The sequence below is a fragment of the Sphingobacterium allocomposti genome (genome assembly GCF_008124885.1).
GTDB lineage: Bacteria > Bacteroidota > Bacteroidia > Sphingobacteriales > Sphingobacteriaceae > Sphingobacterium > Sphingobacterium allocomposti.
The window spans coordinates 68,552-81,731 of the sequence record NZ_VNHX01000007.1 but is presented as its reverse complement, the minus strand read 5'-3'; the positions used below and the strand labels follow the sequence as shown (position 1 = coordinate 81,731).

Here is a 13,180-nt window from a genome sequence, read left to right as displayed (position 1 = left end):
CGGAGGGAGCGTTCGGACGTTTATCACAATGCCCGTTTCAGCTTTTGACAACCTTAGCATCCTTCCGCTTTGAAGCCCGTAAATAGGGTAGCCTTCTAAAATTGCGATAGCCGGCCGCGTGGCCTTAGGGCATAGCAAATCCCGTAGCATCAGCAACGGCATCCGCCACTCATAAGAATTGTTTTTTTCGTTGATGACGCCATGGTAGTACATGGCGGTTTTGTTACATTTGCTGTTATGTCGGAAGCCTCATTATTTCAGCTGGACCGTGAAACCTTATTTGTAGAGGTTATTTTGCCGCTGCACATAGCGAAGACCTATACGTACCGTGTGCCCTTGGAATGGAACGCACAGGTCGCTGTAGGAAAACGGGTGATCGTTCAGTTTGGCCGGAACAAGATTTATTCGGCCGTTATTTATCGGATTTCATCGGAAGCTCCGTTAAATTATGAGGCCAAATATATCTTGAACCTTATCGATGAGCATGCTGTGGTAGACGCCGCCCAACTGGCCCTCTGGGAGTGGATGGCCGACTACTATATGTGCTATATGGGCGAGGTGATGCAGGCCGCTCTGCCCGCTGTCATGAAGATGGCGAGCGAGACGAAGATTGTGGCTTCGGGGCGCGAAGATCTGGATCGGTCCCTGCTTTCCGATAAAGGATATATGGTTATGGAGGCTTTGGAGGTCGCCAGCGAACTTACGGTGAATGACATTATTAAACTCCTCGGTCAGAAAACGGTCTTTCCCCTGTTGAAATCGCTGTTCGACCAGGGATATATCCTGATATCCGAAGAGATAAAAGATAAGTTTAAACCAAAGCGGAAATCTTTTCTCGTTTTTGCGCCGGAATTTGCTGATGGGGAAGCGGTGCGTATCCTGCTGGATTCCCTTAACCGGGCACCTAAGCAGCAGGATGCGGTGCTGGCCTTTCTGCAGCTGCGGAAGACGAAAACGGAGGTGACGAGACAAGATATTATGGAGGCAACAGGGGTAGGCTCGTCTGTTGTCACTTCGCTTATCGAAAAAGGCGTTTTTCGTACAGAAGAGAAAATAGTGTCACGGCTGGGCGGCGAGGAGGTCGAAGTAACGTCAGCCTTTGTCTTCAATGAGAAACAGCAGGAGGCGTTTGAGCGGGTTAAACAGGAATTTCGGGAAAAAGACGTTGTGCTGCTGCATGGCGTTACGGCGTCAGGAAAGACGCAGCTATATATCCGTCTAATTGAAGAGGTGCTTCAACGGGGAAAAAATGTACTGTACCTGTTGCCCGAAATCGCGCTGACCACCCAGATTACCGATAGACTGAAGTTGCATTTCGGCGAAAAGCTTGGTGTGTACCACTCGAAGTTCAACGATAACGAACGGGCTGAAGTATGGTATAAAGTATTGAAGGGCGAATATAAGGTCGTTATCGGCGCCCGCTCTTCGATTTTCCTGCCATTTCAGGATCTGGACCTCGTCGTTGTCGACGAGGAGCACGAAAGTTCGTATAAGCAGTATGATCCGGCACCGCGGTATCATGCCCGGGATACCGCTATATATTTAGCGTACGTACACGGCGCGAAAGTGTTGCTGGGATCGGCCACACCATCGATCGAAAGCTATTACAATGCGAAAGCCGGAAAGTATGGACTGGTTGCGCTGACAGAACGTTTTGGAGATGCAAAGCTGCCGGCTATTGAGGTGATCAATATCGCAGAGGAGGGACGGAAGGAGCAGATGTTTTCCTATTTCAGCGGCATCCTGCTGAAGGAGATAACGGAAGCCCTGGAACGGAAGGAGCAGGTTATCTTGTTTCAGAACAGGCGGGGACACACGCCGTTCGTGCAATGTAGTACGTGCGGCTGGGTGGCGAAATGTATAAACTGCGATGTGAGCCTGACATACCATAAATCGACAAATCATCTGCATTGCCATTACTGCGGACATACGGAGCCCCCCGTTCAGGTGTGTCCGGCCTGTGGGATGCCTCATATCGAGAGCAAGGGTTTTGGCACCGAGAGGGTGGAAGAGGAGCTTGAGCTGCTCATCCCCCAGGCGAGAATCGGCCGGCTGGATCTGGATTCGACGAAGGGAAAATACGGCTTCGACAAGATTATCTCGGCCTTCGATGACCACGAATTCGACATCTTAATCGGTACGCAGATGGTTGCTAAAGGGCTCGACTTTGGGCGTGTCAGTCTTATCGGTATTATCAATGCCGATGCGATGATCAACTTTCCCGATTTTAGGGCCTACGAGCGCGCATTCTCGTTATTTTCACAGGTGGCGGGGCGCGCAGGGCGGAGACAGCGCGAGGGAAAAGTTATCATACAGACGTATACACCGAACCACCGCGTGCTCGAACAGGTGATACAGCACGACTACGAGGCTATGTTTATGACCGAAGTAAAAGAACGGAAGAATTATCTGTATCCGCCGTTTTATAGGCTGATAAAGGTAGACCTGAAACATACGGATATGCAGGTGGTGCATGATGGAGCGCTACGGATGGCGGATCTGCTCCGCGTACAGCTGGGCAGTAGGGTCCTCGGCCCGGAGCCGCCATTGATCTCGCGGATCCGGAATCACTTTATACAAACAGTTACCTTAAAGATAGAACGCAACAATGTAAGTATTGCCAAAGTCAAGGAACTGATCCGGCAAGCTATCTTGCAGTTTGAACAGGATAAAGCAAATAGAGGGATTCGTATTTCGATTGATGTAGATCCCTATTAAGTATTTATTTGCCGGACTTCTCCTGTTCTTTCCATTGTCTGGAAAAGGATTTGTCGGCTATTTTCGGTAACTCCCGATGCTTACCCCAAGTCTTCCTAAACAGCGTTTTGAGAAAGAAGTTTTTCATCTTCCCGCCCAGAAAGTCGAGCAGGCTCCGACGTTGGAGGACGTAGGCGAATCCTTTCCATGCTTTTTTCTCGCTATTTGGGGAGAGATTTTGTTCGACGCTGTCACGGCGGTTCAGTAGTAGCATTTTCTGGATGTCTATTCCTACCGGACATACCTCCGTACATTTCCCGCAAAGGGAAGAGGCGAAGCTAAGGTGTTTGAATTCCTTCAGACCGTTGAGGTGGGGGGCGATGAGCGATCCGATGGGGCCTTGGTACGTGGTATCATAGGTGTGGCCGCCGATATTCTGATATACCGGGCACACGTTGAGGCACGCGCCGCAACGGATGCAATATAGACCCTGGCGCTGATCTTTTTGGGCGAGCAGGTTTGTCCGTCCGTTATCCAGGATGATTACATACATCTGGTCGGGCCCATCGGTCTCGCCCGGCTGACGGGGTCCGCTTAAAATCGAGTTGTATACCGTTAGGTTCTGTCCTGTGCCATGCGAGGCTAAAAGCGGCCAGAATAAGTCTAGATCCTGCAGGCTCGGAATAATTTTCTCAAGGCCTACAACGGCGATGTGCACCTTTGGGAAGGTGGTTGTCAGGCGAGCATTCCCTTCGTTTTCGGTTATGGCAATGCTACCGGTGTCGGCGACCATAAAATTGCCTCCGGTAATCCCGACATCGGCAGCGGCGTATCTGTCGCGCAGCAGCTCCCGTGCTTTAACAGTCAGCTGGTCAGCTGTAGCGTCCAACGGTGTGCCGAATTTTTCGTGAAACAGCTGCGCAATTTCCTCGAGGCTGAGGTGCATGGCCGGTGTCACAAAATGATAGGGTTTCTGCTTTAAAAGTTGTATGATGAACTCGCCGAGATCACTTTCTATGCTTTCGATGCCCTTCTTCTCGAGAAACTGGTTGAGTTCAATTTCTTCCGTGGCCATGGATTTTGATTTGACAACAGATTTAGCATCTACCTCTTCTAGTATGCGTGCGATCTCCACGCGTGCTTCTTCTGCGTCGTTGGCCCATATTACTTTACCTCCCCGCCGCGTAAAATTGGCTTCGAAATCGAGTAGATATCGGTCAAGGTTTTCGATGGCCTTCCATTTGATGAGATGCGCTTTCTTTTTGGAGTTTTCCAGGTCAAAAAATTTGCTTTTGCCGTACTCAAAAGCGAGATTGTACTTGCCTATATTGGTGTTGACAATTTCCCGGTGGCGCAGGTCGAAGGACTTTACTGCGCTATCTTTTAAAAACTTCTCGGCAACATGCTCTCCCATGTGGTAAAGCTAATCTTTTTCTAAAAGATTAACAAGGTCTGCCACCCACGAGGGCTCTTTTTTTGTTTCGGCGGCTCTTCGGACGGATGTAAAAAACTCCGGCGCAGGTGTGGGGCCGGAGTTTTTGTTGTGTCATGCTATACGCTGTTCTACTGCGTTTTTTCCTGCAGTGCTAAGGCAAGGCTCAACTCTTCCAGCTGTGCTGCGTCGACCCGGGCGGGGGCGTCGATCATGACGTCGCGTCCCGCATTGTTTTTTGGGAAGGCGATAAAGTCGCGGATGGTTTCCTGCCCACCTAAAATGGCCACTAGACGGTCAAGGCCAAATGCCAGCCCCCCGTGCGGCGGAGCACCGTATTGAAAAGCATTCATCAGAAAGCCGAATTGCTCTTGCGCCTGCTCCTGCGTAAATCCGAGGTGTTTAAACATCAGGGCTTGTGTTTCCTTGTCATGAATACGTATAGAACCGCCTCCGATTTCATTTCCGTTTAAGACCAAGTCGTAGGCATTGGCACGCACTTTCCCCGGATCGGTATCCAGCAGGTGCATGTCTTCTTTCTTCGGCGAAGTGAACGGGTGATGCATGGCGTGGTAACGTCCGGTCTCTTCGTCCCATTCCAGAAGCGGGAAATCGACTACCCACAGTGGAGCAAATTCGTCCGGCTTCCGTAATCCCAGCCGGTTGCCGAGCTCCATACGGAGCGCGCTGAGCTGGCTACGCGTCTTGTCTGCCGGTCCGGAGAGCACCAGTATGAGGTCGCCGGCCTGTGCGCCGGTGGCTTCTGCCCACTGGGCAAGGTCAGCCTGATCGTAGAACTTGTCGACAGACGACTTAAACGTTCCGTCCGGCTCACACTTGCAGTACACCATACCCGAGGCCCCTACCTGCGGACGTTTAACCCACTCTATTAATTCGTCGATCTGTTTCCGCGTATACGAAGCTCCTCCCGGTACAGCAATGCCCACGACGAGTTCCGCTGTGTTGAACACGGAAAAGGCTTTGTGCTGTGCAACGGCGTTGAGTTCGCCGAACTCCATGCCAAAACGGATGTCCGGTTTATCATTTCCGTATCGGCGCATGGCTTCCTCAAATGTCATGCGTGGGAACTTTTCAATGTCGATATTATGGATCGTTTTCAGTAGGTGACGCGTTAATCCTTCGAAAACGTTCAAAATGTCTTCTTGTTCAATAAAGGACATTTCGCAGTCGACCTGTGTAAACTCCGGCTGGCGGTCTGCCCGTAAATCCTCGTCGCGGAAGCATTTCACGATCTGAAAATACCTGTCCATTCCCGCTACCATCAACAGTTGTTTGAACGTTTGAGGAGACTGCGGCAGGGCGTAAAACTGGCCCGGATTCATCCGTGACGGTACAATAAAGTCGCGGGCACCTTCCGGAGTGGACTTGATCAGATAAGGTGTTTCGACCTCGCAAAAATCGAGGTTGGATAGATAATTGCGGACTTCCTGAGCTACCTTATGACGGAACAACAGGTTGTTTTTAACAGGGTTCCGCCGTATGTCAAGGTACCGGTGTTTCATGCGGATGTCTTCGCCCCCGTCTGTTTCGTCCTCAATGGTGAAAGGGGGGACCTGGGCTTTGTTCAGGATGGTTAACTCGTTGACCAGAACCTCGATGTCGCCAGTCGGTATGTTTTTGTTTTTCGATTCCCGTTCGATGACCGTGCCTTTTACCTGGACGACAAATTCGCGCCCCAGCGATCGTGCTAACTGCATTAACGACGCTTCCGAGCGTGCTTCATCAAATATCAATTGCGTAACTCCGTAGCGATCCCGTAAATCCACCCAAACCATGAAACCTTTATCCCGTGATTTCTGTACCCATCCGGCAAGGGTGACTACCTCGTTAACGTGTGTCGCGCGTAACTCTCCGCAATTATGACTTCTGTACATTTCCTATAGTGAAATAAAAATTAAAACTTGAACTAATGCCCCTGCAGGCCTGTCGCCTGGCTGATAGGGAACGGACACCGATACACATATAGGACCGGTTGCTTCCTGGACCTTAACAAGCAGGTGCTGACGATTGAAAGCAAAAATATCGGATTTCCGTCAGAATAACGAAAAAGTGTGCGACTAGAATGCGATGCGTCACTGTTGTCTTGTTCTACCACTTTCTCCCACATCGTCGTTGAAAATGTGTTAAAATGTGTCAGGAATGCTTTTGCACGACCCAAGGAAGATTTCTTTTGGGGTGGCATGGATTTTTGCCTGCCGTCGCGGGAAAAGCTTGCTTGATGTATTCAAGTGGTTGTTTATTAAATATTTACGGTGTATTGTGCCGGTTGGCTAGGTATTTGGGTGTTGTGGAAAACTTTTTTGTGTTAAATTGTGGGAGAAAGTGGGAGAAAGTGTATACTTTTACATTAATTTTAGGTTAGGCTTATAGACTAATGAACTTTTTAATCGGAGAATACGAATGCAAGTTGGACACGAAAGGCAGGATGGTTGTTCCTGCCGGGCTCAAGAGGCAGCTGCCTGATGTTGAGCGTGAAGGGCTTGTTGTGAACCGTGGCTTCGAGAGAAATTTGGTTATTTATACACGTACGGAATGGAACAAGATTCTGAAGCAGCTTTCGCGGCTGAATCAGTTTCAGACCAAAAACAGAGAGTTTGTGCGGAAGTTTATGAGCGGGGCGACAGAGTTGATGCTCGATTCGGCGGGACGGGTGCTGCTACCTAAGAGTTTGCTGGAGTATGCCGAGATTGGATCGGAGCTTGTGTTGGCGTGTAATCTGGAGAAGATAGAGGTTTGGTCGAAGCCGAAATACGAAGAGCAGATGGTGGCATTGTCGGAGGAGGATTTTTCCGATCTGGCAGAACAGGTAATGGGTGGATTTGATATGGAAGGAGGTTTGGATGGCTAATTCGATGGGTTATCATGTGCCTGTTATGTTGCAGGAGTGTATGGATGCGCTTGCTATTAAGCCGGATGGCGTGTATGTTGATGTGACTTTTGGTGGTGGCGGACATTCGAGAGCGATATTACAGCGGCTGGGCGACGGCGGTAGGCTGATTGCATTTGATCAGGATCCTGATGCTATCCATAACGCTATTGATGATCCCCGGTTTACGTTGGTGCACCATAATTTCAGGTTTCTGAAAAACAATCTGCGTTTGTTGGGGGTGAAGGAGGTTGATGGTATTTTGGCAGATTTGGGTGTTTCTTCGCATCAGTTTGATTCTCCCGATCGTGGTTTTTCCATTCGCTATGATGCTGATCTGGATATGCGGATGGATAAGGTTTCCGAACTCGACGCGAAGATGGTGTTGCAAACGTACCCCGAGGCGGAGTTGCATAGGGTTTTCGGGATGTATGGGGAGATTCAGAATGCCCGGACGTTATCGAAAACCATCGTTACGGCCCGCCTGAATGGGGGTATTGAGACGGTGTCGGATCTGAAAGAGGTGATTAAGCCATTGGTGCCCCGGGCGAAGGAGCATAAGTATCATGCCCAGGTGTTTCAGGCGTTGCGGATTGAGGTGAATAAGGAGCTGGACGTGCTGCAGGAGTTTTTGGAGCAGACGGTATCGGTTCTAAAGCCAGGAGGGAGATTGGTGGTGATGTCGTATCACTCGCTGGAGGATCGGCTGGTTAAGAACTTCATGCAAAAAGGAAAATTTAGAGGAGAGGTGGAGAAGGACTTCTTCGGGAATGAGATAAAGCCATTTCGGGTGGTTAGCCGGAAAGCGATCACGGCCGGTGCCGCTGAACTGGAGTTAAACAATAGGGCCCGCAGTGCGAAGCTGCGCGTGGCTGAGCGGGAAGCTTAATTTTTTAGTGATGTCGAGAAATACGATTAAAAATAAGGAGTTAAGCGAGGAGATTCAGGAAAAGATGAATGAATCGGTGGAGGAGAAGGTTGAGGAGACTCAGCACTTTTTGCGTTCATTTTTTTCCGGGCGGCGGTTGTCAAGTTATCTGGTGGCACGGAATCTTCCTTTTGCGGCTTTTATAGCGCTGCTGGGGCTGTTGTATATTTCCAATAGGCATCTGGCGGAAAGGACAGTGCGGGATATTGACCGGCTGGGGCGTGATGTCAAAGAATTGAGTTGGGATTATAAATCGCTTTCGGCCGAGTTGATGAAGCTTACTACGCAGACGGAGATAGCTAAACGCGCGGACACATTGGGTTTGAAGGAGCGTACGGAGCCTCCGATTAAGGTTGAGGTAGTTAAACAAGAGGATTGATGTGCGAATAAACACATAGCATATGAATATTAGGAAGTCTATACTTATACGGGTGTACCTAGCGTTCGGGCTAATGGTGTTTGGGGCATTGTTGGTTTTTGGTAAGCTGTTGCACCTGCAGTACGTGGATGGTGGCGAGTGGCGGGCGATGGTGGATAGTCTGACAATCCGCGAGCGTGTGATCGAGGCGGCGCGGGGGAATATATATTCAAACGACGGAAGCCTGCTGGCGACTTCGGTGCCGGAGTATGAGTTGCGTTTCGACGCGATGTCTATTCCTGTGGAGGCGGACGACGTGTTTAACTCCAAAGTGGATTCGTTGGCCAATCATCTAGCTGCCCACTTCAAAGATAAGTCGACGAGGCAATACCTGGTCATGTTAAAGAATGCACGTGCAAAGCGTCAACGGTATGTTTTGATAAAACGGAATGTTTCGCATCAGGATCTGAAGCTGATCAAAACGTTTCCTTTGTTCCATTCTTTTAAGGAAGGAAAAAAGCGATATCCTACCAGCTTGGTGACGGTGCGCGAGAATAAACGCATATTGCCATTCACGAATCTGGCGGCAAGAACGATAGGTTATAAAAATACGAAAGGGGACACGGTTCTGGTGGGATTGGAAGGTGCCTATGGATCTTATATAGACGGAACGAGCGGTTCGCAGATGATGCAGCGGATTGCCGGTGGTGTGTGGGTGCCTGTAAACCGCGAGGTAGAGGTTGCTCCTGTGGATGGGTCGGATATCATCTCGACGCTGGACGTGAACATGCAGGATATGGCTCAGCGCGCGTTAGAGAAGCAGCTGATAGCGAGTGATGCGGATAATGGCTGCGTCATTTTAATGGAAGTGAAAACGGGCGAGGTTCGGGCAATAGCAAACTTTACCCGGGATAGCGAAGGTGTTTTCCGGGAGAAGTATAACTATGCGATAGCGCAGGGTGCCGACCCGGGTTCGACGTTTAAGCTTGCCAGTTATCTTGCGCTGCTGGATGATAAGTTAGTGGATACGTCGACGACAGTTGATATCGGCAATGGTACGTATAAGGTGCCCTCGCATACCATTAAGGATTCGCATGCGCCTAAAAAGTCGATAGTGACGGTTAAGGAGGCGTTTGAGGAGTCGTCGAACGTTGGTATTGCTAAGCTTGTGAATATGCACTATGGGGACAAGCCGGCGAGGTACACATCGAAACTCCATCAATTTGGATTGGGCCAGGCTTTGGGGCTACAGATTCCCGGAGAGGTGAAGCCCTGGGTGAAAACGCCCGAAAGCCGGACGTGGAGCAAGCTCTCTTTGGTGCAGATGGCGTACGGGTATGAGCTTCGGCTGACGCCGCTGCAGATGTTGGCGTTTTATAACGCCGTGGCCAACGATGGTAAGCTTGTTGCGCCGCTTTTTGTAAAGGAGATCAGGCATCTGGGGAATACAGTGGAAAAGTTTGAGGCTAAAGTTATCAATAAGCAGATAGCTTCGGCGGAGGCTATCCGCAAGGCTAAGAAAATGTTGGAAGGGGTTATGATTGAAGGGACAGGAAAGCGTTTGCGTTCGCCCTTGTATACTTCGGCCGGTAAGACCGGAACGGCGCAGATGAATGACGGCGCCAGAGGTTATGGGGCCCGTCGTTATCAATCGTCGTTTGCGGGTTATTTCCCCGCGGAGAACCCAAAATATTCGATGATTGTCGTGATCCGCAACCCGCGTAAAGGCTATTACGGCGGGGCGATTGCCGGACCGGTATTCAAAGAGCTCGCGGATATGGTTTATGCAAACGACCTCTCACTGCACGGTACGTTGGCAAGCCGGAAAGTGAATGTGTCGGGTGCCAAGGTGCCGCTTACGTTGAATGGATCCAAGGAGGCTTCGGAAGCCGTATACCGGGCTTTAGGGTTTAACCCTACCAATTGGAATATGCTCGCGCAGGCGACAGATTCCTCGGCAAAGCAGGGGCCTTTTGTTGAAGTGCAGGTGAAAGAAGGTGTCGTTCCCAATGTGATAGGGATGGGCCTTTCAGATGCTGTGTTCACGATGGAGAATGCAGGTTTCAAGACCAGGGTTTCGGGCTACGGGAAGGTGGTCAGCCAATCACTGGTCGCGGGAACTAAATTAAAAGTGGGAACGCCAATTATCCTGGCGCTGAATTAGAGATATGAAGCTAAAAGAATTATTACATGCAATTCCGGTGCAGCAACTTGAGGGTGAACTCGATGTTGATGTGCTGTCTATATGTTTCGATTCGCGCAAGGTGGCGCAGGATAGCTTATTTGTGGCGGTCCGTGGCGTTCATACGGATGGGCACCTGTACCTGGATACGGCTATATCGCAGGGAGCTGCCGTGGTGGTGGTCGAGGTGCTGCCTGAAACTACCGACACAGGCGTGACATATGTCCTCGTCGACGACACCTCGTATGTGCTAGGGCTTTTAGCTACAAATTTTTACGGGGATCCGTCGAAAGACCTAAAGCTGGTCGGCGTTACAGGTACCAACGGTAAGACGACGATCGCGACGTTGCTTTTTAACCTTTTTGAAAATCTGGGATACCATGTGGGGCTGATCTCGACTGTTCAGAATAAGATCGGTGGCAGAGTGCTTCCGGCTACGCATACGACGCCTGACCCTATCGCATTGAACAGCCTGCTCCGCGAGATGGTAGACGATGGGTGCGACTATTGTTTTATGGAAGTCAGCTCGCATGCTGTTGTGCAGCAACGCATTGCAGGACTGCGGTTCGCAGGTGGTATCTTCACGAATATCACGCATGATCATTTGGATTTCCATGGTACATTCGATAATTATATAAAGGCCAAAAAGAAGTTTTTCGACGATTTAGACCGCTTTGCATTTGCCCTGACGAATGCGGACGACAAAAATGGTGCGGTTATGTTGCAAAATACGTTTGCCCATAAAAAGACCTACGGCTTGAAGAATATGGCCGACTTCAAGGCAAAGGTCGTGGAGAGCCACTTTGATGGCATGCTGTTGCATGTCGACGGGCATGATGTCTGGGTAAAGCTGGTGGGTGGCTTCAATGCGTACAATATGCTGGCCGTATACGGTGCTGCGATTTTACTGGAGCAGGAGACCATGAAAGTTTTAACGGCGATGAGTGCAATAACAGGTGCTGATGGCCGGTTTGAAGTGTTGCGTAGCAAGGACGGTGTTTTGGGGGTGGTCGATTACGCACATACGCCGGATGCCGTTGAAAATGTGCTGTCGACTATCCGCGACCTGCGGAGCGGGCAGCAGCAGATCATCACCGTGTTAGGGTGCGGTGGAGACCGCGATAAGACGAAGCGGCCTGAAATGGCTGCCGTGGCTGTCCGGTTAAGCGATAAAGTGATTATCACATCCGATAATCCCAGGACCGAGGATCCGATGGCGATCATCCGCGATATGGAAGCCGGTGTGGACGCTAAGGATAAAAAGAACGTATTTACGATCGCTGAGAGACGGGAAGCGATCCGGGCGGCCTGTCATCTCGCGCAGCCGGGAGACATTGTTTTGGTTGCCGGAAAGGGACACGAAAAATATCAGGAAATAAATGGTGTCCGACATCACTTTGACGATAGGGAGGTACTGGAGCAGACTTTTAACGAACAATAAAAAGAACGAATGTTATATTATCTATTTGACTGGCTACAAGACTACGTGCACATTCCGGGGGCAGGGTTGTTTCAGTATATCTCCTTCAGAACGGCAATGGCTGTCATTGTTTCGTTAATCATCACGACGGTCTATGGTAGCCGTCTGATCCGGGCACTGCATAACAAACAGGTTGGCGAAACGGTAAGAGATCTGGGGTTGGCCGGAGAAAAACAGAAGGCGGGGACGCCGACGATGGGCGGGCTAATTATTATTGCCGGCATACTTATTCCTACGCTTTTGTTTGCCAAGCTGGAGAATATATATGTCATTGTTCTTATCGTAACAACGATCTGGATGGGCGCTATCGGCTTTTTAGATGATTATATTAAGGTTTTTAAAAAAAATAAGGAAGGCCTGGCGGGCAGGTTTAAGGTGATAGGCCAGGTTGGGCTTGGGACACTGATTGCGATTACGATGTATTTTCACCCTGATATTGTTGTTCGCCAGGAAGTGAAAAATCCAACATCGACAAAGGCAGTACAAATAATGACGGATACGCAGACGGGAGAACGGTATTATGCAGAAAATGTAAAGTCGACGAAAACCAATATTCCTTTCTATAAAAACAACGAGTTTGATTATGCGAAGGTGTTGAGTATGTTTGGCTTAAACGGAAACCTCGTTACTTTTCTGGTGTTTCTGGTAGTTGTCGTCTTTATCGTTACTGCTGTTTCCAATGGTGCGAATATTACGGATGGAATAGACGGCCTGGCGACGGGAACGTCAGCTATCATCGGTATCACGCTGGCCATCCTGGCATATGTCTCGGGTAACGTGATCTTTTCCGACTATCTGAATATCATGTATATCCCCAACTCGGGCGAGCTTGTCATATTTGCGGGGGCTTTTGTCGGGGCGTGCACCGGCTTCCTGTGGTACAATGCGTATCCGGCCCAGGTGTTCATGGGCGATACGGGGAGCTTAGCTATCGGAGGGATCATCGCCGCATTTGCCATTCTTATCCGGAAAGAACTATTGATTCCGGTGCTGTGCGGTATTTTTCTACTGGAGAACCTGTCGGTGATCATGCAGGTCTCGTACTTTAAGTATACAAAGAAAAAGTACGGTGAAGGCCGCCGTATATTTCTGATGTCGCCGCTGCATCACCATTATCAGAAGAAAGGATATCACGAGTCAAAGATCGTCATGCGGTTTTTTATCGTGTCTATCATACTGGCTATCGTAACGATTGTAACATTAAAAACCCGATAAG

Annotated in this window: 9 protein-coding genes; 7 read left to right on the top strand and 2 right to left on the bottom strand. The window is 49.7% G+C overall.

What is annotated here, in order from left to right; genetic code table 11:
- Window positions 1-237: 237 nt before the first annotated feature.
- On the top strand, window positions 238-2,718 hold the full coding sequence (priA, locus tag BC792_RS07110; RefSeq protein WP_148908300.1) for a replication restart helicase PriA: 2,481 nt from the start codon (window positions 238-240) through the stop codon (window positions 2,716-2,718).
- 4 nt (window positions 2,719-2,722) lie between these two features.
- Here priA and BC792_RS07105 read toward each other — a convergent pair whose 3' ends face one another.
- Window positions 2,723-4,111 carry a LutB/LldF family L-lactate oxidation iron-sulfur protein gene (locus tag BC792_RS07105; RefSeq protein ID WP_148908299.1) on the bottom strand — a complete coding sequence of 463 codons (1,389 nt, stop codon included), beginning with the start codon at window positions 4,109-4,111 and terminating at the stop codon, window positions 2,723-2,725.
- Window positions 4,112-4,260: 149 nt separating this feature from the next.
- Window positions 4,261-6,024: an aspartate--tRNA ligase gene (aspS, locus tag BC792_RS07100; protein WP_148908298.1), complete on the bottom strand. Its 1,764-nt coding sequence runs from the start codon at window positions 6,022-6,024 to the stop codon at window positions 4,261-4,263.
- Window positions 6,025-6,524: 500 nt separating this feature from the next.
- On the opposite strand from aspS, the gene mraZ reads away from it, so the two are divergent.
- Genes mraZ through mraY form a run of 6 tightly spaced genes read left to right on the top strand, consistent with a single transcriptional unit; the run spans window position 6,525 to window position 13,179 of the window.
- On the top strand, window positions 6,525-6,998 hold the full coding sequence (gene mraZ, locus BC792_RS07095) for a division/cell wall cluster transcriptional repressor MraZ (RefSeq protein WP_148908297.1): 474 nt from the start codon (window positions 6,525-6,527) through the stop codon (window positions 6,996-6,998).
- 4 nt (window positions 6,999-7,002) lie between these two features.
- A complete protein-coding gene (rsmH, locus tag BC792_RS07090) occupies window positions 7,003-7,905 on the top strand; it encodes a 16S rRNA (cytosine(1402)-N(4))-methyltransferase RsmH (protein WP_425262449.1) in 903 nt (300 codons plus the stop codon).
- 10 nt (window positions 7,906-7,915) lie between these two features.
- Window positions 7,916-8,323 (top strand): FtsL-like putative cell division protein, encoded by a 408-nt coding sequence (locus tag BC792_RS07085; protein ID WP_148908295.1) that lies wholly within the window; start codon window positions 7,916-7,918, stop codon window positions 8,321-8,323.
- A 22-nt stretch (window positions 8,324-8,345) separates the two neighbouring features.
- Window positions 8,346-10,466, top strand: coding sequence for a penicillin-binding protein (locus BC792_RS07080; RefSeq protein ID WP_148908294.1), 2,121 nt, complete (start codon window positions 8,346-8,348; stop codon window positions 10,464-10,466).
- A gap of 4 nt (window positions 10,467-10,470) precedes the next feature.
- Window positions 10,471-11,925, top strand: a complete 1,455-nt coding sequence (locus tag BC792_RS07075) for a UDP-N-acetylmuramoyl-L-alanyl-D-glutamate--2,6-diaminopimelate ligase (RefSeq protein ID WP_148908293.1) — start codon at window positions 10,471-10,473, stop codon at window positions 11,923-11,925.
- 9 nt (window positions 11,926-11,934) lie between these two features.
- Window positions 11,935-13,179 carry a phospho-N-acetylmuramoyl-pentapeptide-transferase gene (gene mraY, locus BC792_RS07070; RefSeq protein WP_148908292.1) on the top strand — a complete coding sequence of 415 codons (1,245 nt, stop codon included), beginning with the start codon at window positions 11,935-11,937 and terminating at the stop codon, window positions 13,177-13,179.
- Window position 13,180 lies beyond the last annotated feature (1 nt).

Excerpts from the sequence above, each read along its gene's own strand:
- BC792_RS07085 (WP_148908295.1), top strand. The coding sequence starts at position 7,916 with ATGTCGAGAAATACGATTAAAAATAAGGAGTTAAGCGAGGAGATTCAG.
- BC792_RS07075 (WP_148908293.1), top strand. The coding sequence starts at position 10,471 with ATGAAGCTAAAAGAATTATTACATGCAATTCCGGTGCAGCAACTTGAG.
- BC792_RS07080 (WP_148908294.1), top strand. The coding sequence starts at position 8,346 with ATGAATATTAGGAAGTCTATACTTATACGGGTGTACCTAGCGTTCGGG.
- mraZ (WP_148908297.1), top strand. The coding sequence starts at position 6,525 with ATGAACTTTTTAATCGGAGAATACGAATGCAAGTTGGACACGAAAGGC.
- priA (WP_148908300.1), top strand. The coding sequence starts at position 238 with ATGTCGGAAGCCTCATTATTTCAGCTGGACCGTGAAACCTTATTTGTA.
- mraY (WP_148908292.1), top strand. The coding sequence starts at position 11,935 with ATGTTATATTATCTATTTGACTGGCTACAAGACTACGTGCACATTCCG.
- BC792_RS07105 (WP_148908299.1), bottom strand. The coding sequence starts at position 4,111 with ATGGGAGAGCATGTTGCCGAGAAGTTTTTAAAAGATAGCGCAGTAAAG.
- rsmH (WP_425262449.1), top strand. The coding sequence starts at position 7,003 with ATGGGTTATCATGTGCCTGTTATGTTGCAGGAGTGTATGGATGCGCTT.
- aspS (WP_148908298.1), bottom strand. The coding sequence starts at position 6,024 with ATGTACAGAAGTCATAATTGCGGAGAGTTACGCGCGACACACGTTAAC.